Here is a 20,659-nt window from a genome sequence, read left to right as displayed (position 1 = left end):
TCAGGCCAGTTCCTGACGCGTAACTCGCGTCGCAAGCCCCACGCGCATGTCATTGCCGCTGGGCTGCTGATACAGGCTCAAGCCGAACTCCGGCAGCACCGCCAGCAGGTAGTCGAAGATGTCGCCCTGGATGCGCTCGTACTCGGCCCACACCGTGGTGGTGGTGAAGCAGTAGATCTCCAGCGGCACGCCTTCGGCGGTGGTCTGCATCTGGCGCACCATGCAGGTCATGTTCGGGTGCACGTTGGGGTGGCTCTTCAGGTAGGCCAGGGCGAAGGCGCGGAAGGTACCGATATTGGTCAGTTGCCGGCGGTTGGCCGACAACCCGGCGTTGTGGCCCTGGGCCTCGTTCCATTCGCGCAGTTCCTGGCGCTTGCCGGCCAGGTAGTCGCCGAGCAGGCGCACCTGGCCCAGGCGCTGTTCTTCTTCCTGGGTCAGGAAGCGTACGCCCGCGGCGTCGATGAACAGGCTGCGCTTGATCCGCCGCCCGCCGGATTGCTGCATGCCGCGGTAGTTGCGAAACGACTCGCTCATCAGGCGCCAGGTGGGGATGGAGACGATGGTCTTGTCGAAATTCTGGACTTTGACCGTGTGCAGGGTGATATCCACCACATCGCCATCGGCCCCGGCCTGGGGCATCTCGATCCAGTCGCCGACGTGGAGCATGTCGTTGCTGGTCAACTGCACGCTGGCGACGAACGACAGCAGGGTGTCCTTGTACACCAACAGCAGCACCGCCGACATGGCACCCAGGCCCGACAGCAGCAACAGCGGCGAACGGTCGATCAGGGTGGCGACGATGACGATGGCGGCGAAGATCCACAGCATCATCTTGGCCAGCTGCATGTAGCCCTTGATCGAGCGGGTGCGGGCATGTTCGGTGCGGGCGTAGATGTCCAGCAGCGCGTCGAGCAGGCACGACAGCGCGCGGGTCATGAACAGCAGGGTGATGGCCAGGGCGAGGTTGCCGAGAAAATGCTGGGCGGTGGCCGAGAGTTCCGGCACCAGCTTCAGGCCGAATTGCACCACCAGCGATGGGGTGGTCTGGGCCAGGCGGTGCAGCACCTTGTTGTGGCGCAGGTCGTCCAGCCATTTGAGTGCCGGTTGCCGGCCCAGCAGGCGGCTGGCGTGCAGGATCAGGAAGCGCGCCAGGCGGCCGATCAGCAGCGAGACGAGCAGCAGCACGGCCAGGCCGAGGGCGGCGTGCAGCAGCGGGTGTTGGTCGAGGGTGCCCCAGAGGTCGAGGGCATCGCGCCAGAATCGTTGGAGGTCCATAAGCGTAGAAAACGGTCTGTGTTGCGGTACGAAGCGGCATTAGAGCGTGGATCGGCGCAAAGTTGCCAAAAGAAATTCGGTTCTGGCGGCGGAAAACGTTACCCTATGCAACTTGAATTTTTCGCACTTGCCCGAGGTTACCCCCGTGTTTTCCCAATTCGCCCTGCACGAACGCCTGCTCAAAGCCGTGGCCGAGCTGAAATTTGTCGAGCCGACCCCGGTGCAGGCAGCGGCCATTCCCCTGGCCCTGCAAGGGCGTGACCTGCGGGTGACGGCACAGACCGGCAGCGGCAAGACCGCTGCATTCGTCCTGCCACTGCTCAACCGCCTGGTCGACCGCAGCGGCCCGAGCGTGGAAATCCGTGCGCTGATCCTGCTGCCGACCCGCGAGCTGGCCCAGCAGACCCTCAAGCAGGTGCAGCTGTTCTCCCAGTTCACCTACATCAAGTCGGGCCTGGTCACCGGCGGTGAAGACTTCAAGGAACAGGCCGCCATGCTGCGCAAGGTGCCGGACGTGCTGATCGGCACCCCGGGCCGTCTGCTCGAGCAGCTCAATGCCGGCAACCTCGACCTGTCCCATGTGGACGTGCTGATCCTCGACGAAGCCGACCGCATGCTCGACATGGGCTTTGCCGAAGACATGGAGCGCCTGTGCAAGGAATGCGAGAACCGCAAGCAGACCCTGCTGTTCTCCGCCACCACTGGCGGCGCAGCCCTGCGCGACATGATCGGCAAGGTCCTCAAAGACCCTGAGCACCTGATGCTCAACAGTGTCTCGCAGCTCGCCGAAGGTACCCGCCAGCAGATCATCACCGCTGACCACGACCAGCACAAAGAGCAGATCGTGCAGTGGCTGCTGGCCAACGAGACCTACCAGAAGGCAATCATCTTCACCAACACCCGCGCCCTGGCCGACCGCATCTACGGCCATCTGGTGGCCAAGGAAGTGAAGGCCTTCGTACTGCACGGCGAGAAGGACCAGAAGGACCGCAAGCTGGCCATCGACCGCTTCAAGGAAGGCGGCTCCAAGGTGCTGGTGGCCACTGACGTGGCGGCGCGCGGCCTGGACATCGACGGGCTGGACCTGGTGATCAACTTCGACATGCCACGCAGCGGCGACGAGTACGTGCACCGTATCGGCCGTACCGGCCGTGCCGGCGGCGAAGGCCTGGCGATCTCGCTGATCACCCACAACGACTGGAACCTGATGTCGAGCATCGAACGCTACCTCAAGCAGCAGTTCGAGCGCCGTGTCATCAAGGAGGTCAAGGGTACCTACAGCGGGCCGAAGAAGGTCAAGGCCTCGGGCAAGGCGGCTGGCACCAAGAAGAAAAAGACCGAGAAGAAGACCGGCGACAAGAAGGGCGCCGCCAAGCGCAAGCCGACCGCCAAGCCGAAGGCCAATGCGCCATTGGCCAGCTCCGATGGCCTGGCGCCGCTGAAGAAGCGCAAGCCAGCGGCTGAGTAAGCGCATCTCGGTTCAAGCCCGCCACCGCAAGGGTGGCGGGTGATTTCGCGCTTTCCCCAAGCGTGTGTAGCTCATTTCCCAAACTGCTCCTCGGCCCAGCATTTTGCTGCCTGGCTTCCACACTCCCTCTGGCATGTATTCGCTGGCAGGAGTAGCGTATGTACAACTGTAAATACGAAAGTCCCATGCGCTTTGAATGGGACGAGGAAAAGAACCAGCTGAACATCCGCAAGCACGGTATCGATTTCAACGAAGTGCAAGACATGTTCCGGCACCCGATGCTGGTGCTCAAGGATGAGCGGTTCGACTACCTGGAACCACGCTGGATCAGCATGGGCTGGATCAACGCCTGGGTCAGCGTGGTCGTCTACACCGAACGGCAAGGGGATGCAATCCGAGTCATCTCCGCCAGAAGAGCCACACGACGCGAGGAAATGCGCTATGTCGAAACCCTCCATAAACAGTGATGAACACTCCGGTCGTGGGCCGATCGACACCTCGGACATCCCCGAGCTGGACGACGATTTCTTCCGCCAGGCCGAGCTTCGGTTACCTGCCAAGCAAACCGTGACCATTCGCCTCGACGCTGACGTACTGGCCTGGTTCAAGGACCAAGGCAGCGGCTACCAGACCCGAATCAACCAGTTGCTGCGTCAATACATGCTGGCCCAGCAGCGCCGCTGAAGCGGGCGCTGCTCAGGTTTTTTTCTCGGCTTCCTTCAATTCCTTGATCCGCTTGTCGATCAGTTGGCACTTATCCGGCAAGTCCTTGCTTGCCGTGCCGAGCTCCATGCCTTGCAGCTCGTCGTTTATCTCTTTGGCTTTCTGTGGGTTCTGCTCGGTCAGCTGGGCAACCAGCCCGGCCAGTTCCTCGCGTTTTTGTGTGGCTTCTTCCGGCGTGCAGGCCCAGGCGGGCAAGGTGCACACCAGGCTGGCAAGCATTGCGGCGCGGTAGAGGGTTTTCATCATCTTGGCCTCTGGTGATCCTGCTACGTGTGAGGGGCGGGGCAATTTGAAAGTTCAGATTGCCTGGGATGCCAGCGGCAGCTTGCCGATCTGAACGCCGGTCGGCTTCTGTCGGTCCACCTTGTGTAACCCATCCGTTCATTGCAGGAGGCCATTCCATGAGCCGCTACGACTGGGACCTGATCGAGCGCTTGCTGCACGAGGTGCAGAACGGCGCCGGCCATAGCTTCACGCCACGCCCCTATGCCGAACAGCACGCCGCAGCGCTGGCTGCAAATGGCCAGGCACCGGGCGACCTGGACCATCTTAAAACCCGCGCCTGCGAGTACGAGAAGCTCCTGTTCGAACGTGGCTTCATCGCCAGCCGGCCTGAAGAAGACGGCGGCAACGGCGAGAACTTCGTGCTGACCGAGCGTGGCTCGCGCCTGCTCAGCCTGATCGACAGCAGCATCCCGGGTTTCGGCCATCCGCGCGAAGTCCTTGACCGACAGGAGGATGCGCTGGACGAAAACACCTTCGACCAGGTCTCGGCAAACGCGCAGATCGCTTGAGGTCGTTTTGAGGCTGGCAAGTGGCGGGCTGAACGGCTGATAATCGCCGTTCGTCTGCCACTGCCGAGCCCTTGATCATGTCTGTAGAAATCCAGTTGGCCCGCTTATGAGCGAGGTCCGCAAGAACCCTGACGCCTTTGCCCTGCAGGTGATGCTGGGGCTGTGCCTGATCTGGGGCTGCCAGCAGGTGCTGATCAAATCCGCTGCCGTCGACATTGCCCCGGTGATGCAGGCGGCGTTCCGTAACGGCATCGCCGCCGTGCTGGTAGGGCTGTTGGTCTGCTTCAAAGGAGGTTGGGGCCAGGTGGGTAGCACCTGGCGTGCCGGGATGCTGGCCGGTGCGCTGTTCGGGCTGGAGTTTCTGTTCATCGCCGAGGGGCTGAAGCTGACCTCGGCGGCGCACATGTCGGTATTCCTCTACACCGCGCCGATCTTCACCGCCCTGGGGCTGCATATCATGATGCCCAGCGAGCGGCTTCGCCTGTTGCAGTGGCTGGGCATCCTGCTGGCGTTTGCTGGCATCGCCCTGGCATTCGCCGGAGGCGTCTCGTTCGAGCAGCTCGATGGGCGCATGTTGCTGGGTGACGCCCTGGCTATCCTGGGCGGCTTGGCCTGGGGCGCGACCACGGTGGTGGTGCGTTGCTCGCGGTTGTCCGAGGCGCCGGCGACCCTGACGCTGTTCTACCAACTGGCGGTGGGTTTCGCCGGGCTGCTGCTGATGGCCCTGGTGAGCGGGCAGATCGCCGATTTCGCGTTGACCCCGCTGGCGGTTGGCAGCGTGCTGTTCCAGGGCATCGTGGTGTCGTTCGTCAGCTACCTGACCTGGTTCTGGTTGTTGCGCAAGTACCTGGCTTCGAACCTGGCGGTGTTCTCCTTCATCACGCCGCTGTTCGGGGTGACCTTTGGCGTCGTGCTGCTGGACGAACCACTGAGCCTGAACTTCGTGCTCGGCGCGGTGCTGGTGCTGGTGGGGGTGATCATGGTCAGCGCCGAGGCCTGGGTGCGGCGGCAACTGCGCAGGATCGTGGGGTAGTCGCGAGCGGCAGGGGCGCCAGGCTCAACCCGCCTGGCGCAGGCCGGTGCATGACGCGGAGCGTGGCACGGCCCCCGTCAGCACCAGTACCCCGGCCAGCCCCAGCCCCGCAGCCGCCATCACCAGCGCCGGCTGCAAGCCACCACTGAAGTGGCTGCTCAAGGCCGCCAGCAGCGGCCCGCTCAACTGCCCCAGGGCAAAGCACGCTGTAAGCAGCCCGGCATTGCGCTGGGCCGCATGGGGCGCCAGTTCCCGCGAGCGCTGCATCACCAGTTGCATGCAGGCCAGGAATGGCCCACCGCAGAGCACTACCCCCAGGCCCAGCCCGATGCCGCCGCCTTGCAGGCAGGCCAGAACACCCAGGCCTTGCAGCCAGAGCGTGGCGGTCAGCCACAGCGAGGTGCGCCCTGGGCGGCGCAGGCTGACGACGATCACGCCCAGCGCCGCCGACAGACCGAATGCCGGCCAGAACAGATCGGCCATCCACTGCCCTTGGAACTGCTGGTTGGCCATCTGTGACAGGAAGGTGGCCGGCAAGATATAGCCAATGCCGTACAGCCCATACACCAGGCCCAGGCGGCCGATCCCCTTGCCCTGTGTCGGGCCACTGTTGCTGGTGGCCGCGACAGGCGCAGGCTCCAGGGCCCGTGGCAACCACCGCAGCACGGCCAGCAGCATCACCAGCGCCGCCATCGCATAGATCAGCCACAGCGCCGCCGAGCCGAGCCCCAGCAGGTGCGCGCCCAGTGCCAGCAGGCCGGTGACGGCGATCCCGGCACCGGGCCCGGCGAACACCAGGGCACCGAGGCGCTGACGGCCATGGGCGTTGGCCAGTTGCTGGCTGAGGCTGGTGATCATCACCAACACCCAGGCACTGGCCACGCCCGTGCCGAAGCGCAGCAGCAGGTGGCTCCAGAAACCCTCGGCCACCGCTGAGGCGAGGGTGAGCAACACGCAGAGCCACAGGCCGCCGTGCAGGCGCAGACGCACCTGGGCCGGCTGGCGGGCGAACATGCCGTCCACCGCACCGAGGAAGTAACCCAGGTAGTTGGCGGCAGCGACCAGGCCACCTGCCGTCAGGTCGAACTGGCCCTCGGCGATGAGGCGGGGCAGTTGCGGGGTGAGGGCGAAACGGCCGATGCCCATGGCCATCATCAGGGCCACGGCACTGGCCAGCAGTTGCACGAAGGGCGACATGGAGGTGTCTCCTGCTCGAAGGGTTGCGATGGATGGCAGGGTAGGGCGGATTGACTTTCAATAAAATTGAATAATGATGATCAAGTTGTTCTGTTTTGGAGAATGATATGGAGTTCAGCCAACTGCGTATCTTCCTTGCCGTGGCCGAGGAAGCTTCGATCACCCGCGCTGCCGAGCGCCTGCACCGTGTCCCCTCGAACCTGTCGACGCGTCTGCGCCAACTCGAAGAGCAGCTGGGCGTGGAGTTGTTCCTGCGTGAGCGCCAGCGCCTGCAACTGTCGCCTGCGGGCAAGGTGCTGCTGGATTACGCCAACCGCCTGTCGGCGCTGCGTGACGAAGCGATGGCCGCCGTGCAGGGCGGGCAGCCGGCCGGTGATTTTGTGCTGGGCACCATGTACAGCACCGCGGCGATCCATTTGCCGGCGCTGCTGGCGCGCTATCACCAGGCCTACCCCGCAGTGAACCTGCAAGTCCAGGCAGGCCCCAGTGGCGATTTGCTGGAGGGGCTGCTCAGCCATCGGCTCGATGCCGCGCTGGTGGATGGGCCGCCAAGCCTGGCCGGGCTGGATGGCGTGCCCTTGTGTGAGGAAGAGCTGGTGCTGATCACCAGCCCCGAGCATCCACCGGTCAGCAGCGCCCGGGATGTGGCTGGCAGGGCGGTGTTCACCTTCCGCCAGGGTTGCTCCTACCGCATGCGTCTGGAGGCCTGGTACGCCCATGCCCACACGCCCATGGGGCGGGTGATGGAGATCGAGTCGTATCAGAGCATGCTGGCCTGCGTGATCGCTGGCGCCGGGGTGGCGCTGATGGCGCAATCGATGCTCGACAGCCTGCCGGGGCGTGACCGGGTGCGTGCCCATCGCTTGCAAACGCCCTTCGATCAGGCGGTCACCTGGTTGATGTGGCGCCAGGGCATGCGTGGGGCCAATCTGCAGGCGTGGATCGAACTGCAACAAACCGAAACGATTGACCGACCGTCGGAAGCTGTCGCCTGCGCTTGATCCGGGTCAAAATCGCCCATATCTGTAAGAACAGAGGCATGCGCAATACAGGACATCGGGCTATGATCTGTATGACGCATCGCAGGATTGATTGACCGTGAGGCTGAACCCGTCAAGGGGGCATTATGAACGAACGCATGTATAACTGGCTCCACGACCTCGCCGTCGCCTTGGGCTTGCTCCCGCCACCTCTGCAGCCGGTGCCGATCCCTACCGACGAAGAACAGCGCAAGCGCCAGCCGCGCCGTCGCTGATACACCAGGCAAAAGGCCGCCGCATCGACAAGATGCGGCGGCCTTTTGCATTGAGGGTGCAGCTAATCGCGGGGCAAGCCCGCTCCCACGGGGGTTGGCGTCAGGCCAGGTTGACTGCCGCAGCCGGTTTGCGCGACGCCAGGCTGACCAGCACGAAGCTCACCAGGCCGATCGCCAGGCTGTAGTAGATCGGCGTGTTGGCCTCCAGGCCATCCTTGAACATGAAGAACAGCGCGGTGACAAAGCCCAGCGACATGCTGGCGATGGCCCCGGCGGTGGTCGCGCGCTTCCAGAAGATCGCGCCGATCAGCGGGATCAGCATGCCGCCCACCAGCAGGTTGTAGGCCAGGGTCAGGGCGCTGATCACATCGTTCACCGCCAGCGCGATGCCCAGTACCGCCAGGCCGGTCAGCAGGGTGAACAGGCGGTTGATGCCCAGGCTCGACTGCTTGCCGCCGCGCAGCTTGGGCAGCAGGTCTTCGGTCAGGGTGGTCGAGGCGGCCAGCAGGCCGGCACTGGCGGTGGACATCATCGCGGCCAGGGCGGCGGCCATCAGCAGGCCACGGATACCTTCAGGCAACTGGCCCTTGATCATCTCGGCAAAGGCATTGTTCGGGTTGGCCAGGTCTGGCATCAGCACATGGGCGGACATGCCGATCAAGGCGCAGGCCAGGCCGTACAGTACGCAGTAGACACCCGCGGTGGTGCCGGCGCGCTGGCAGACTTTCTCGTCACGGGCGGTGAACACCCGCTGCCAGATGTCCTGGCCGATCAGGATGCCGAAGAAGTAGATCAGGAAGTAGGTGATGATGGTGTCCCAGCCGATGGTGGTCCAGCTGAAGCTGGCCGCCGGCAGCTTGGCCACCAGGGTGTCCCAGCCACCGGCCTTGTACAGGCACACCGGCAGCAGGATGAACATCAGGCCCACGGTCTTGATCACGAACTGGACGATGTCGGTCAGGGTCAGCGACCACATGCCACCGATGGTCGAGTACACCACCACCACGCCACCGCCGAACAGCAGTGCCAACCAGAACGGTACGTCGAGTAGTACCTGCAGCACGGTGCCCATGGCCAGGGTCGAGGTCACGCCGATCATCAGCGCATAGGCCAGCATGATCGCCGCACTGGCCTGGCGCGCCATGGGGTTGTAGCGGCGCTCCAGCACCTGGGTGACGGTGAAGATCTTCAGGCGCAGCAGCGGTTTGGCGAGGAACAGGTTCAGCGCGATGATGCCCAGGCCCAGCGCGGCGCACAGCCAGAAGCCGGAGATGCCATGCACGTAACCCAGGCGCACGGTGCCGACGGTGGAGGCGCCACCGAGCACGGTGGTGGCCATGGTGCCCATGTACAGGGTCGGGCCGAGGTTGCGCCCGGCCACCAGGTAATCTTCGTGGGTCTTCGCACGTCGCATGCCGTACCAGCCAAGCGCGAGCATGCCGGCGGCATAGATCAGTACAACGATGATGTCCAAGGCCATTGGGGGTCTCCCGATTATCTTTATTATGGCGAGATCGGCCGTCCGGGCGGGTTCACGCGCCCGGCGGTCCTGTCATGTGTTGGCGGGCCTCTATGGCCCTCCCGAATGGCTCCTGCCGGGGTGTTTCCATGGCTCGACGGATGTTGTGGGAGCGGGCTTGCCCCGCGATTGCTATCACGGGGCAAGCCCGCTCCCACAAGCCTTCATGCCAATCAGCGGCGTACCACCCCTGGCAGCACGCAGAGCATTTCGAACAACAGGTTGGCGCCCAGCAGCGAGGTGTTGCCGGTGGTGTCGTAAGGTGGGGAGACTTCGACCAGGTCGCAGCCGATCAGGTCCAGGCCGTGGCAGCCGCGGATGATCTCCATCGCCTGGATGGTGGTCAAGCCGCCGATTTCCGGCGTGCCGGTACCGGGCGCCCAGGCCGGGTCGATGCCATCGATGTCGAAGGACAGGTAGACCGGGCCACCACCGACTTTCTCACGCACTTCGGCCATCAGCGGTTCCAGCGATTTGTGCCAGCACTCTTCGGCCTGGACAACACGGAAGCCCTGGCGACGGCTCCAGTTGAAGTCGTCGGCGGTGTAGCCCTGGGCGCGCAGGCCGATCTGCACCACGCGGTCGCAGTCGAGCAGGCCTTCTTCCACGGCGCGGCGGAAGGTGGTGCCGTGGGCGATCTTCTCGCCGAACATGTGGTCGTTGACGTCGGCGTGGGCGTCGATGTGCACCAGGCCGATCTTGCCGTGCTTCTTGTGCAGCGCGCGCAGGATCGGCAGGGTGATGGTGTGGTCGCCGCCCAGGGTCAGCGGGATGACATTGTGCTCGACGATCTCGTCGTAGGCTTCTTCGATGATGCGCACGGCGTCGAGCAGGTTGAAGGTGTTGATCGCCACGTCACCGATGTCGGCGACCGACAGTGAGTCGAACGGGGCGGCGCCGGTGGCCATGTTGTACGGGCGGATCATCACTGACTCGGCGCGGATTTGCCGTGGGCCGAAGCGGGTGCCCGAGCGCAGCGAGGTACCGATGTCCAGCGGCACGCCGATGAAGGCGGCGTCCAGGCCTTGGGCGCTTTGCAGGTGGGGCAGGCGAAGCATGGTGGCGATGCCGCCGAAACGCGGCATTTCGTTGCCGCCCAGTGGTTGGTGGAGAGTCTTGTCCACGGTGGGCCTCATCAGTCGGTCGATTGTTATGTTTGTTCGAACCTGTGCCGCCGCGTGCCTCGAACAACGATGGGGCCGGCGGGCAGGGACATTTCGCCGCAGTCTGCGCAAGGTAGTGCGGCGAAAGAATCGCTACCGACAAATACTTACTTCAGGAAATTCTGAACTATCCGGCTGAAGGCGCGTTAGACTCTGGCGATTTCCAGCCCGCGGAATCCTCGCCCCATGGCCTCATCGCTGCCCGACCTGAAACTGCTGCGCATCTTCGCCAGCGTGGTGCGCCACCAGGGGTTCGCCAATGCCCAGCGCGACCTCAACCTGTCGACGTCGGCCATCAGCACCTACATGAGCCAGTTGGAGGGCGCCCTGGGTATCGTCCTCTGCCACCGTGGCCGTGGTGGTTTCAGCCTGACCAGCAAGGGCGAGCTGTTCCATCAGGAGACCCTGCGCCTGCTCGGCGAACTGGATGGTTTCGAGCAGTATGCGGCGGCGCTCAAGGGCGAGCTGCGCGGCACCCTCAACCTCGGCGTGATCGACTCCACGGTGGGTGATCGCGCCCTGCCGCTGGCCGAGGCCATCGGTGCCTACAGCCAGGAGCACCCGGGGGTGCACCTGCACCTGTCGGTCTCCAGCCCCTACGAATTGCAGCTGGGCGTGCAGGACAACCGCCTGGACCTGGCCATCGGCGCCTTCTCTTCGCGCATGAGCGGCCTGGTGTACCAGCCGTTGTACCGCGAGCAGCACTGGCTGTACTGCAGCAGCCGCCACTCGCTGTTCGCCGAGCGGCGCATCCCGGAGCCGGTGATCACCCAGCAGCGCATGGTCGGGCGCGGTTACTGGAGCCAGGCCGAGCTGGCCCGCCACGGCTTCAAGCACAGCGCGGCGACGGTGGAGAGCATGGAGGCGCAGCTGATCCTGATTCTCTCCGGCGCCTACATCGGCTACCTGCCCGAGCACTACGCCCAGGCCTGGGTCGACAAGGGCGACCTGCGGGTATTGTCGCCGGCCACCTTCGGTTACCAGGCGCCGTTCTCGCTGATCATCCGCCGCGGCCGCAGCCGGGAACCCTTGATCCAGACCTTCCGCGACCTGCTCAAGAGCCAGCTCAACGTTGGCTGACCAATGTCGTTTTCAGCTCATTCCGTCAGGTCGGTAAAAAATCCTGCAAAACTTGACCACTGACGTGATGGCCTTCTGCTAAACATCTACTTGCTTTGATGAATTTCCCACTCATCTGGATAAGCAAGGGATCGCCAGCGATGCGCATGAATTTGCCCGTCACCGAACACGAAAGAACCTTTCCCAACCACCAGCGGCTGATTTCCACCACCGACCTCAACAGCCGCATCACCTACTGCAACGACGCATTCGTGGCCATCAGCGGTTTCACCTACGACGAACTCGTCGGCCAGACGCACAACCTGGTGCGTCATCCGGACATGCCGCCGGCAGTCTTCGGCCATATGTGGGACACCATCAAGCAAGGCAAACCCTGGATGGGCGTGGTCAAGAACCGTGCCAAGAACGGCGATTTCTACTGGGTCAGCGCCTACGTCACGGCGGTGTACGAGAACGGCCGCATCAGCGGTTACGAGTCGGTGCGTTCGGTGCCCACCCGTGAGCAGATCCGCCGTGCCGAAGCGCTCTACGCGCGCCTGCGCGCCGGTCGCTCGCCGGTGGCGTTGGCCGCGCGCCTGGGCCATGGCATCGGTCACGGCTGGCCGTTGATCGGCGCCGGGCTGGTATCGGCCGCCGGCTATCTGTGGTTGCCCCAGTACGCCGCACTGGGGGTGCTGATGGCCAGCCTGCTGGCGGCCTGGTACCTGGTCGAGCACCGGCAGAACCAGGCCATCCGCCGCACCCTGCAGGAGCATCCCAAAGCGTTCACCAGCCCGCTGGTGGCCCTGACCTACAGCGACAACCCCGGCCTGCAGGGCCAGCTCGACCTGGCGATCCTCAGTGAAGAAGCACGGCTGCAGACCGCGCTGACCCGCCTGGTGGACGCCGGGGTCGGGGTCAAGTCGCGGGCCGCGCAGTCCGCCGACCTGTCCGACGCCCAGGCGCAGATGCTCGACCGCCAGCGCAGCGAAACCGACCAGTCGGCCACCGCCATCGCGCAGATGGCGGCGACCATCCAGCAGGTCACCCACAACGTGCAGAGCACCGCCCATGCCGCCAGCGATGCCGACCAGTTGGCCCAGCAGGGCAGCGACCTGGCCCAGCAGAGCCTGCGCGCGATGGGCAGCATGAGCGAGGCGGTGAGCGATATCGGCCAGGCGGTCAATGCCCTGGCCGAGCAGACCCAATCGATCGGCAGCGTGGTGGACGTGATCACCTCGATTGCCGAGCAGACCAACCTGCTGGCGCTCAACGCCGCGATCGAAGCCGCCCGTGCCGGTGAACAGGGCAGGGGCTTTGCCGTGGTCGCCGACGAGGTCCGCTCGCTGGCCCAGCGTACCCGCGCCTCCACCGAGGAGATCCACCACATCATCGCCGGCCTGCGCACCGGGGCCGACCGTGCGGTGGCCAGTGCCAGCCGCGGCCAGCAGATCTCCAGCGACAGCGTGCACAGTGTCGAGGCGGTGCAGGAAGCGTTGTCCGGCATCGCCCAGGCGGTCAGCCGCATCACCGGCATGAGCCAGCAGATGGCCACGGCGTCCGAGCAGCAGAGCCACGTGGCCGAAGACATCAACCAGCAGATCGTGCGCATTGCCCAGCTGTGCGATGAAAGTGCCGGGCAGGCCAGGCAAGGGGCCGAGATCAGCCAGGACCTGGAGCGCATGGCGGAGTACCTGCATAGCCTGGCGGAGCGGTTCAACCGGTAGTGACTGACTGTCGGGCCAATCGCGGGGCAAGCCCGCTCCCGCGATTGGCCCGTAGTCACACAACCAACCTGTGGCAAACTGCGCGCCCCCAAGGAGCCCGCCATGCCCAGACCCCGCTGCGAACGCTGCCAGCGCCCGATCGCCCACTGCCTCTGCCCGCTGATTCCCAGTCTCGACAGCCGCACCCGCGTGCTCGTGCTGCAGCACCCTAGCGAAACGTCGCATGCGCTCAATACCGCGCGCCTGGCAGCCCTCGGGCTGATCAATGCCGAACTGCGAGTGGGGGAGGTGTTCGACGACCTCGAAGCGTTGCTGGCTACACCCGGATATCGGCCGGTGCTGCTGTTCCCCGGTGACGCAGCCGAGGTTCTGCAAGCCTATGGCGCAGGCATCGACGAGCTGCCGCTGCTGTTGATCGTCCCCGACGGCACCTGGCGCAAGGCGCGCAAGATGCTCTACCTGAACCCGCTGCTGGAGGCGCTGCCGCGGGTGACGCTCGGTGATGTGACACCTTCACGCTACCGGTTGCGCAAGGCGCCGGAACCGGGCGCGTTGTCGACCATCGAGGCGGTGGTGCAGGCGTTGAATGTGCTGGAGGGGGCGAGCCGGTTCGATCCAGTGTTGCGGCCTTTCGAGGCCCTGATCGAGGGGCAGATCAGGGCGATGGGGCTGGAGACATTCGAGCGTAATCACAACCTGGGATCAGACTAGTTCGAGATTGATGCATCGATTGGGTCGCATCGATCCTGGGATGTGCTTGAAATCCCTTGGAACCACACTGGACCAGCCGACGGTTTGCTGGCTGATCCCACGCCCATGTAGGTCGCATATTTCGATCAGCGTTCGCGCAATGCTTCGGTTCGCGCCTTGAGCACCGGCTTCAACAGATAATCCAGCACGCTCTTCTGCCCGGTGATGATATCCACCGTGGCCACCATTCCCGGGATGATCAGCAACGGCTTGTTATCCCCACCCAGGTGGTTCTTGTCGGTGCGTACCTGGATCAGGTAGAACGCGTTGCCCTTGTCATCGGTGACGGTGTCGGCACCGATCAGCTCCAGCTTGGCCTTGAGCCCGCCGTAGATGGTGTAGTCATAGGCACTGAACTTGACCATCGCCGTCTGCCCCGGGTGCAGGAACGCCACATCCTGTGGTCTTACCTTGGCCTCGATCAGCAGGTTGTCCTCGATCGGCACGATTTCCACCAGATCGCTGCCGGGCTGGACCACGCCGCCGATGGTGTTGACCTTGAGCAGCTTGACGATGCCGTGCACCGGCGACACCACGGTGGTGCGGTTGACCCGGTCGTCGATGGCGATGCTGGTGGCGGTGATCTTCGACAGTTCAGTGCGTTTGTCGTTGAGCTCCTTGGCCGCCTCGGAGCGGAAGGTGGCGTCGGACTCCTGGATCTTGCTGCGGATCTCGGCCACGGCCGCTTCGGCGCGGGGGATCGCCAGGCTGGTGGCATTGAGCTGGCCGCGGGCCTCGACGGTGCGCTGCTTGAGGCGCAGGATTTCCACCGGCGAGATGGCGCCCTTGCTGACCAGCGGCGCCGACATGTCCAGTTCCTGTTGCAGCAGGCCCAGCGCCGAGCGGTATTGGTCGACCTTGGAGCGGAACTCGGCGAGCTCCTGGGTCTTCTGCCGCAGTTGTTCGTTGAGGGTCTGTTTCTCGCTGGCCAGGCGGCGCTGGCGGGAGTCGTACAGGGCGGCTTCGTCCTCGGCTACTTGCGGGGCTTTGTCACGCACGTCCTGCGACAACACGAAAGGGCGGCCTTCAGCTTCGGCCGACAAGCGCTCGACCTGGGCGGTGAGGGCGTAGCGGTCGGCTTCGCTTTCGCCCTTGTTCGACTTGAACCGGGTGTCGTCCAGGCGCAGCAGGGTGGCGCCCTTGTCGACCATCTGGCCTTCGCGCACGAAGAGCTCGGTGACGATGCCGCCTTCGAGGTTCTGCACCACCTGCACCTTGCTCGATGGGATGGCCTTGCCTTCGCCGACCGTGACCTCGTCGAGCACGGCGAAGTTGGCCCAGACCAGGGCCACCAGCAGCAGGATCGCGGCCAGCCACACGGTCAGGCGCGACAGGCTGGGTGAGTCCTGCAAGGTGGCGCCGGCGAGCTCCGGCAGGTAATCGCGTTCAGCGTGCCGTTCGGTGCCTTGGAGGTAGCTGCGTACGCTGTGGAAAATGGACATCTGCTGCCTCCAATGGAGAGTGGAGAGCCTGTGGGAGCGGGTTTACCCGCGAATGCGGCAGTGGCCCTGCTGGCGCTTTCGCGGGTGAACCCGCTCCCACAGCGACGGTGTTGCACTTGCAGATCTACAAAGCCGACCCGATACGGCCCTTGCGCAGGGCATCGATCACCGCATCTTTCGGCCCGTCGGCGACGATCTTGCCGTTGTCCAGCACCAGCAGCCGGTCCACCAGGCTGAGCATCGAAGTGCGGTGCGTGACCAATAGCAGTGTCTTGCCCGGTACCCAGTTAGCCAGGCGCTGGCGCAGTTGTTCCTCACTGCTGTTGTCCATGTGGCTGGTGGGCTCGTCGAGGATCAGGATCGGTGGTTCCAGCAACAGTGCCCGGGCCAGCAGCACGGCCTGGCGCTGGCCGCCGGAGAGCAGTTGGCCGCGCTCGCCCACCGGGCGCTCGAAACCTTGCGGGTGCTGCCGGGCGAGGTCGCTGACGCCGGTCAGCTCGGCCACTTCGAGCATGCGTGCATCGCTGACATGCCGCGCACCGAGGGTGAGATTGTCGCGCAGGCTGCCGGCCAGCAACGGCAGATCATGGGCAACGTAGCCGATCTGGTTGCGCAGGTCGGCAATGTCCAGTTGGCGCAGGTCGAGGTTGTCCAGCAGTACCTGGCCTTCGTCGGGGTGATGGAAGCCCATCAGCAGCCGCGCCAGGGTGCTCTTGCCCGAGCCGCTGCGGCCAATGATGCCGATGCGCTCGCCCGCCTTGAGGGTGAAGCTCACGTCGTTGAGGGCAGGGGCAGCCTGGCCTGGGTAGCGGAACGCGACGTGGTTGATGCTCACGCCGCCGTGCAGTGTGGTGTGTTCGAGCGCCAGGCGGTCCGCCTGGCGCTCCTGCGGCAGGCTCATCAGCGCATCGGTGCTTTGCATGGTCAGCTGCGCCTGCTGGTAGCGGGTGATCAACCCGGCGATCTGGCCCAGCGGGGCAAGCACGCGACTGCCCAGCATGTAGCTGGCAACCAGGGCGCCTACGCTGAGGTTGCCAGCGATGATGCTGTATACGCCAGCGACTATGGTGGCCATGCCGCAGAACTGCTGGATGAACAGCGTACCGTTGGTGGCCAGTGACGACAGGTTGCGGCCGTGGGCGTCGAGGCGGGTGATGGCGCCGTTGGTGTGCTCCCACTGGTACTGGCGCTCGCTTTCGGCGCCGCAGGCCTTGAGGGTTTCCAGGCCGCCGAGGGTTTCGATCAACAGGGCCTGGCGCACGGCGCCAAGGCTCAGGCTCTTTTGCACGGTGTCGCGCAGGCGCACCTGGATGAACAGCGCCAGGGCCATGGCCACCGGGAAGGCGATCAGCGGGATCAGTACCAGCCAGCCGCCAAGCAGGCCGATCACCACCAGCATCAGCGCGACGAAGGGCAGGTCGATGATGCTGGTCAGCGTCACGGCGGTGAGGAATTCGCGCAGGCCCTGGAAGTCATGGATGCTCTGGGCGAAACCACCGATGGTGGCCGGGCGGGCTTTCATGCTCATGCCGGTGATGCGTTCGAACAAGGTGGCGGACAGGATCAGGTCGGTCTTCTTGCCGGCCTGATCCAGCAGGTGGGCACGGACCATGCGCAGCACCAGCTCGAAGGCGGTGCCGATGAACAGGCCGGCGACCAGTACCCACAAGGTCGACAACGCCTGGTTGGGGACCACGCGGTCGTAGGTCTGCATGACGAACAGCGGCACCATCAGCCCCAGCAGGTTGATCAGCAGGCTCGCCAGCAGTGCGTCGCCGTACAGCCAGCGGGAGTGGCGCAAGGTGTCGCGAAACCAGGCGTTGACCCTCGGAATCAGTGGCGCGCGTACGTCTTCCAGGGTGTGGCGGGGGCGGGCGAACAGGGCCTGGCCGCTGTAGGCCTCGGCCAGTGCCTCGCGCTCGACCCATTGTTCACCGCCTTCGGCCTCGCACGGCAGCAGCAACGCCCGGCCGTCGTCCCCCCAGCGTTGCAGCACGGCGCTGCGGCCATCGTTGAGGATCAACAGCACGGGCAGGTTGAGCGGCGAGATGGCGTCCAGCGTGCGCTGCAGCACCCGCGCCTGTAATCCGGCACGGGCGGCAGCGCGCGGCAGCAGCGCCAACCCCAGGCGCTGCTCGGCCAGCGGCAGGCCGCTGCACAGGCTGGCGCGGCTGGCAGGGCAGCCATGCAACTTGCACAGGATCAGCAAGCCATCGAGCAGCGGATCATCCACATCCAGGCGCGGTTGGGTGCTTTGCATGCTGGTCACGATGGCCTACTCCTGCCGCGGTGGACGCACAATTTCCCTGTTTGTTTCAGGCCTAGCGCATGTCAGGCAGCCTGGCTTCGTTACGCACTTCGCTCTTGGCGATGGCCTCCGGCGGCAGCGAGATGCGTTGTTTGCCCAGCAGTTCACCCATGGTCGCCAGTACCCGGTACATCGAGAACTCCTCGGTGTAACGCACCTCGGTGTAGCGGCGGTTGGCGTTGTACAGCTCGTTTTCGCTGTCGAGCAGATCGAGCAGGGTGCGTTGGCCGAGGCCGAACTGGTCCTGGTAGGCGGCGCGCACGCGCTGGGTGGTTTCGGCGTACTCACGTGCGGTGGGGGTCTGCTTGCGCGCATTGTTCATGGCGTTCCAGGCCAGGCCGAGGTTTTCGTTGAGCTCGCGCAGTGCGTTGTTGCGGATGTCCATGGCCTGGTTGATCTTGTGGGCGTCGGACTGCAGGCGAGCCTTGTCACTGCCCCCGCGGAAGAGGTTGTAGCTGAGCTCGACGCCAGCCTGCCAGTCGTTGTTGTCGTGGCCCTTCTGGCCTGCGATGTTGTTGTTGGCGCCGGTGGCCAGTACCGCGTCCAGACGCGGGTAGAAGGGCGACTTGGCCACTTCGTACTGTTGCTCGGCGGACTTGATGTCCGCCTGTGCCGACTTGAGGTAGGGGTTGTTCTCGAGCATGCCCTGGCGGGCATCCTGCAGGGTGCCTGGCACTTCGCCCTTGATCGTGACCGGTGTCTCCAGCTCGTCGGGTACGCGCCCGACCACGCTGTAGAAGTTGGTTTCGGCGTCTGCCAGATCGACTTCGGCGGTGTCCAGGTTGTTCTCGGCCAAGGCGCGACGGGCGCTGGACTGGTCGAGGTCGGCGTTGCTGCCCACGCCACGCTCGCTGCGCAGGCCGATCTGGTCATTGACCCGCAGGTGGGCTTGCAGGTTGTTCTTGGCCAGGGTCACCAGTTCGCGGCGCTTGAGCACTTCGAGGTAGACCTCGATGGCGCGCAACGCCACGGTCTCGGCGGTGGCCTGGGTGTAGTAGGCGCGGGAGTTGGCCACCGCCTCGGTGCGGCCGACCTCGTTGGCGGTGTTGAAACCGTCGAACAGCATTTGCCGCAGGCGCAGTTCGGACTGGGTGTAGTTGAGGGTTTCCTTGTTGTGGTTGCGCGTACCGTCCGGGTTGAAGCCGCGGGTGTTGGTGTTGTCCGAGCGCTGGCGGCCATAGCCGCCCACCAGGTCGACGGTTGGGTAGTAACCCCCGCGGGCGAACTTCACATCCTCGTCGGCCGACAGCCGGCTGTTGCGGCTGGCACTGATCTGGGGATGCTGGTCCACGGCACTTTGCACGGCCTCGGTGATGGACATTGCCTGAGTATTGGCACACGCCATTGCCAATAAAATCGCACTGGTGAGGGGGGTAAATGTGCGCATGGGGTACTTCTCCCTGGTCTCTAAAAAGTCCTGCGATCGCCAATAAAATGACGAAATATTAGAATCAAACCGTTTCAGGTTTGTAACAACAGAGCTAAGAACATTTAACGCGCGAACTAAGAAGAATTTCTCATAAGGTATATGCGAAAAAAAACTTATGCGGTCTAAAGAAAGCACGACATTGTTTTATCCAGGTGGCTCGGCGAACTGGCTGGGATCAGCGGTTTTCGGGCTTTGCAGAAAGTTCTAGATTTTTTGCGGATAAGCAGTACGGGGAGGACGGCGAAAGCGGAATTTGGCGACAATAAATTGGCATTCATTAATGGCCATTGCCTATCACCGCTATCGCAGCAGTAGTCACATGGAGGGTGATTCCCACGTATGTGACAGTAACGGTCCGGCAAACAGCCCATACGGAACGTTGCACGATTTACCCGGCATGCCTTGATCTGCGAAAAGCCCATCGGCAGGGGAGGCGTGCATTCATGGCCAGATTAGTCGGCGTGGTCAGCAAGGTGGTTGGCCAGGTTTACGCGGTTGGGGACGACGGCCACCGGCGGTTGCTGGTGGAAGGTGACCGCCTGTTTGCCGGTGAGCAGCTCGAAACGGGGGATGCCAGTGCCGTGGCAGTGCGCCTGCAAAACGGTGCCGAACTCACGCTGGGCCGCGACAGCAGCCTGCAGATGACCCCGGAGCTGTTGGCCAATCACGCCCCCCATGTGCATACCCCCGACCTGCAACCGAGTGAGGCGCAACTCAGTGATGTCGAGCGCTTGCAGAAGGCCATCGCTGCGGGCGCCGACCCTACCGAGGACGCCGAGCCCACTGCGGCGGGTGGTAACCCCGGCGGCGTGGCAGGCGCGTTGGGCGGCGGGCACAGTTTCGTAATGCTGTCCGAGGTGGCAGGGCGCGTTGCCCCTACCATCGGTTTCCCGACGGCAGGTTTCAACGGTATCCCCGAGCTGGCCAACCTTTACCTGGGCGAGCGGGACATCGACGGCAACGACAGTGGGGCATTGAATCCGCTTGCGCCACCACCGCCAGTCAATCCGCCGGATCACCCGGTCACCCTCAATGGCCTGGAGGTCGAGCCCGCTGAGCTGACCGTGAATGAAGCCAACCTGCCCCAGGGCAGCACGGACAACCCGGCGGCACTGACGCAAAGCGGCAGCTTCAACGTGGTGGCGCCGGATGGGGTATACAACCTCAGTGTCGGCGGCATCAACGTGGTTACCGCCGGTGTGGTGACCGGTGTGGGGCAGTCCATCGTCACCGGCCTTGGCAATATCCTCACCATCACCGGCTACAACCCGGCCACGGGCGTGGTCAGCTACAGCTACACGCTGCAGAGCAACGAAAGCCATGCCAATGGCGATGGCACCAACAGCCTGATGGAGCACTTCCCGGTCAGTGTCACCGACAGCAACGGCAGCCATGCCAGCGGCAGCCTTGATGTGAACATCGTCGACGACGTGCCCCAGGCCCATGCCGACTTCGCCCATGTCACCGAGGGCGACAGCATCAGCGGCAACGTGCTGGACAACGACGTCAAAGGCGCC

Annotated in this window: 18 protein-coding genes and 2 pseudogenes; 12 read left to right on the top strand and 8 right to left on the bottom strand. The window is 64.3% G+C overall.

Annotated elements, in window-relative coordinates:
* Positions 1 to 1,275, bottom strand: coding sequence for a mechanosensitive ion channel family protein (locus DM373_RS26610; protein WP_110996371.1), 1,275 nt, complete (start codon positions 1,273 to 1,275; stop codon positions 1 to 3).
* Positions 1,276 to 1,420: 145 nt separating this feature from the next.
* Here DM373_RS26610 and DM373_RS26605 point away from each other — a divergent pair, with 145 nt between their 5' ends.
* From DM373_RS26605 to DM373_RS26595, 3 genes are all read left to right on the top strand, one after another.
* Positions 1,421 to 2,743 carry a DEAD/DEAH box helicase gene (locus tag DM373_RS26605; RefSeq protein WP_110996370.1) on the top strand — a complete coding sequence of 441 codons (1,323 nt, stop codon included), beginning with the start codon at positions 1,421 to 1,423 and terminating at the stop codon, positions 2,741 to 2,743.
* 185 nt (positions 2,744 to 2,928) lie between these two features.
* Positions 2,929 to 3,210 carry a BrnT family toxin gene (locus DM373_RS26600; protein WP_110996374.1) on the top strand — a complete coding sequence of 94 codons (282 nt, stop codon included), beginning with the start codon at positions 2,929 to 2,931 and terminating at the stop codon, positions 3,208 to 3,210.
* Positions 3,185 to 3,427 carry a BrnA antitoxin family protein gene (locus DM373_RS26595; RefSeq protein ID WP_110996369.1) on the top strand — a complete coding sequence of 81 codons (243 nt, stop codon included), beginning with the start codon at positions 3,185 to 3,187 and terminating at the stop codon, positions 3,425 to 3,427. Before DM373_RS26600 ends, DM373_RS26595 begins: the two co-directional genes overlap by 26 nt.
* Before the next feature lie 12 nt (positions 3,428 to 3,439).
* On the opposite strand, the gene DM373_RS26590 is transcribed toward DM373_RS26595, so the two are convergent.
* Positions 3,440 to 3,709, bottom strand: coding sequence for a hypothetical protein (locus DM373_RS26590; RefSeq protein ID WP_110996373.1), 270 nt, complete (start codon positions 3,707 to 3,709; stop codon positions 3,440 to 3,442).
* A gap of 158 nt (positions 3,710 to 3,867) precedes the next feature.
* On the opposite strand from DM373_RS26590, the gene DM373_RS26585 reads away from it, so the two are divergent.
* Positions 3,868 to 4,260, top strand: coding sequence for a transcriptional regulator (locus DM373_RS26585; RefSeq protein WP_110996368.1), 393 nt, complete (start codon positions 3,868 to 3,870; stop codon positions 4,258 to 4,260).
* Positions 4,261 to 4,366: 106 nt separating this feature from the next.
* On the top strand, positions 4,367 to 5,293 hold the full coding sequence (locus tag DM373_RS26580; RefSeq protein WP_110996367.1) for a DMT family transporter: 927 nt from the start codon (positions 4,367 to 4,369) through the stop codon (positions 5,291 to 5,293).
* Positions 5,294 to 5,317: 24 nt separating this feature from the next.
* Here DM373_RS26580 and DM373_RS26575 read toward each other — a convergent pair whose 3' ends face one another.
* Complete coding sequence (locus tag DM373_RS26575) at positions 5,318 to 6,490, bottom strand: MFS transporter (protein ID WP_110996366.1); 1,173 nt, start codon at positions 6,488 to 6,490, stop codon at positions 5,318 to 5,320.
* 107 nt (positions 6,491 to 6,597) lie between these two features.
* Between DM373_RS26575 and ptrR the strand changes: the two genes are divergently transcribed.
* Both ptrR and DM373_RS29470 read left to right on the top strand, forming a co-directional pair.
* Positions 6,598 to 7,491 carry a putrescine utilization regulator PtrR gene (ptrR, locus tag DM373_RS26570; protein ID WP_110996365.1) on the top strand — a complete coding sequence of 298 codons (894 nt, stop codon included), beginning with the start codon at positions 6,598 to 6,600 and terminating at the stop codon, positions 7,489 to 7,491.
* 125 nt (positions 7,492 to 7,616) lie between these two features.
* Entirely contained in the window at positions 7,617 to 7,745 is a 129-nt protein-coding gene (locus DM373_RS29470) for a PA1414 family protein (protein WP_256206021.1), read from the top strand.
* A gap of 100 nt (positions 7,746 to 7,845) precedes the next feature.
* Here DM373_RS29470 and DM373_RS26565 read toward each other — a convergent pair whose 3' ends face one another.
* Positions 7,846 to 9,225 (bottom strand): sodium:solute symporter family protein, encoded by a 1,380-nt coding sequence (locus DM373_RS26565; RefSeq protein ID WP_110996364.1) that lies wholly within the window; start codon positions 9,223 to 9,225, stop codon positions 7,846 to 7,848.
* 212 nt (positions 9,226 to 9,437) lie between these two features.
* A complete protein-coding gene (speB, locus tag DM373_RS26560; protein ID WP_110996363.1) occupies positions 9,438 to 10,388 on the bottom strand; it encodes an agmatinase in 951 nt (316 codons plus the stop codon).
* Positions 10,389 to 10,613: 225 nt separating this feature from the next.
* Here speB and DM373_RS26555 point away from each other — a divergent pair, with 225 nt between their 5' ends.
* The 4 genes and pseudogenes from DM373_RS26555 to DM373_RS26545 all read left to right on the top strand — a co-directional run bounded on the left by DM373_RS26555 (position 10,614) and on the right by DM373_RS26545 (position 13,924).
* Positions 10,614 to 11,507, top strand: coding sequence for a LysR family transcriptional regulator (locus tag DM373_RS26555; RefSeq protein ID WP_110996362.1), 894 nt, complete (start codon positions 10,614 to 10,616; stop codon positions 11,505 to 11,507).
* Between the two features lie 98 nt (positions 11,508 to 11,605).
* A pseudogene (locus tag DM373_RS29860) lies at positions 11,606 to 11,950 on the top strand (PAS domain-containing protein); the annotation flags it as partial.
* 282 nt (positions 11,951 to 12,232) lie between these two features.
* Positions 12,233 to 13,213 (top strand): annotated as a pseudogene (locus DM373_RS29855) (methyl-accepting chemotaxis protein); the annotation flags it as partial.
* Positions 13,214 to 13,315: 102 nt separating this feature from the next.
* Positions 13,316 to 13,924, top strand: coding sequence for a tRNA-uridine aminocarboxypropyltransferase (locus DM373_RS26545; RefSeq protein ID WP_110996360.1), 609 nt, complete (start codon positions 13,316 to 13,318; stop codon positions 13,922 to 13,924).
* Between the two features lie 125 nt (positions 13,925 to 14,049).
* Here the strand turns inward: DM373_RS26545 and DM373_RS26540 are convergent, their stop codons facing one another.
* The 3 genes from DM373_RS26540 to DM373_RS26525 form a co-directional block, all read right to left on the bottom strand.
* On the bottom strand, positions 14,050 to 15,405 hold the full coding sequence (locus tag DM373_RS26540; protein WP_110996359.1) for an HlyD family type I secretion periplasmic adaptor subunit: 1,356 nt from the start codon (positions 15,403 to 15,405) through the stop codon (positions 14,050 to 14,052).
* Between the two features lie 124 nt (positions 15,406 to 15,529).
* Entirely contained in the window at positions 15,530 to 17,665 is a 2,136-nt protein-coding gene (locus DM373_RS26530; protein WP_110996372.1) for a type I secretion system permease/ATPase, read from the bottom strand.
* 61 nt (positions 17,666 to 17,726) lie between these two features.
* The gene (locus DM373_RS26525; RefSeq protein ID WP_110996357.1) at positions 17,727 to 19,100 is read right to left on the bottom strand and encodes a TolC family outer membrane protein; all 1,374 of its coding nucleotides are present in this window, start codon (positions 19,098 to 19,100) and stop codon (positions 17,727 to 17,729) included.
* A gap of 485 nt (positions 19,101 to 19,585) precedes the next feature.
* On the opposite strand from DM373_RS26525, the gene DM373_RS26520 reads away from it, so the two are divergent.
* On the top strand, positions 19,586 to 20,659 hold a 1,074-nt coding region (locus DM373_RS26520; RefSeq protein WP_157966893.1), incomplete at its 3' end, for a retention module-containing protein.

It is taken from the genome of Pseudomonas sichuanensis (assembly GCF_003231305.1).
Taxonomy (GTDB): Bacteria; Pseudomonadota; Gammaproteobacteria; order Pseudomonadales; family Pseudomonadaceae; genus Aquipseudomonas; species Aquipseudomonas sichuanensis.
This window is presented reverse-complemented; position numbering and strand designations above follow the sequence as displayed.

What these genes read in the sequence shown, in the direction of transcription:
- DM373_RS26610 (WP_110996371.1), bottom strand. Translation starts at nt 1,275, where the DNA reads ATGGACCTCCAACGATTCTGGCGCGATGCCCTCGACCTCTGGGGCACC.
- DM373_RS26600 (WP_110996374.1), top strand. Translation starts at nt 2,929, where the DNA reads ATGCGCTTTGAATGGGACGAGGAAAAGAACCAGCTGAACATCCGCAAG.
- DM373_RS26595 (WP_110996369.1), top strand. Translation starts at nt 3,185, where the DNA reads ATGTCGAAACCCTCCATAAACAGTGATGAACACTCCGGTCGTGGGCCG.
- DM373_RS26590 (WP_110996373.1), bottom strand. Translation starts at nt 3,709, where the DNA reads ATGAAAACCCTCTACCGCGCCGCAATGCTTGCCAGCCTGGTGTGCACC.
- DM373_RS26585 (WP_110996368.1), top strand. Translation starts at nt 3,868, where the DNA reads ATGAGCCGCTACGACTGGGACCTGATCGAGCGCTTGCTGCACGAGGTG.
- DM373_RS26580 (WP_110996367.1), top strand. Translation starts at nt 4,367, where the DNA reads ATGAGCGAGGTCCGCAAGAACCCTGACGCCTTTGCCCTGCAGGTGATG.
- DM373_RS26575 (WP_110996366.1), bottom strand. Translation starts at nt 6,490, where the DNA reads ATGTCGCCCTTCGTGCAACTGCTGGCCAGTGCCGTGGCCCTGATGATG.
- ptrR (WP_110996365.1), top strand. Translation starts at nt 6,598, where the DNA reads ATGGAGTTCAGCCAACTGCGTATCTTCCTTGCCGTGGCCGAGGAAGCT.
- DM373_RS29470 (WP_256206021.1), top strand. Translation starts at nt 7,617, where the DNA reads ATGAACGAACGCATGTATAACTGGCTCCACGACCTCGCCGTCGCCTTG.
- DM373_RS26565 (WP_110996364.1), bottom strand. Translation starts at nt 9,225, where the DNA reads ATGGCCTTGGACATCATCGTTGTACTGATCTATGCCGCCGGCATGCTC.
- DM373_RS26555 (WP_110996362.1), top strand. Translation starts at nt 10,614, where the DNA reads ATGGCCTCATCGCTGCCCGACCTGAAACTGCTGCGCATCTTCGCCAGC.
- DM373_RS26545 (WP_110996360.1), top strand. Translation starts at nt 13,316, where the DNA reads ATGCCCAGACCCCGCTGCGAACGCTGCCAGCGCCCGATCGCCCACTGC.
- DM373_RS26540 (WP_110996359.1), bottom strand. Translation starts at nt 15,405, where the DNA reads ATGTCCATTTTCCACAGCGTACGCAGCTACCTCCAAGGCACCGAACGG.
- DM373_RS26530 (WP_110996372.1), bottom strand. Translation starts at nt 17,665, where the DNA reads ATGCAAAGCACCCAACCGCGCCTGGATGTGGATGATCCGCTGCTCGAT.
- DM373_RS26525 (WP_110996357.1), bottom strand. Translation starts at nt 19,100, where the DNA reads ATGCGCACATTTACCCCCCTCACCAGTGCGATTTTATTGGCAATGGCG.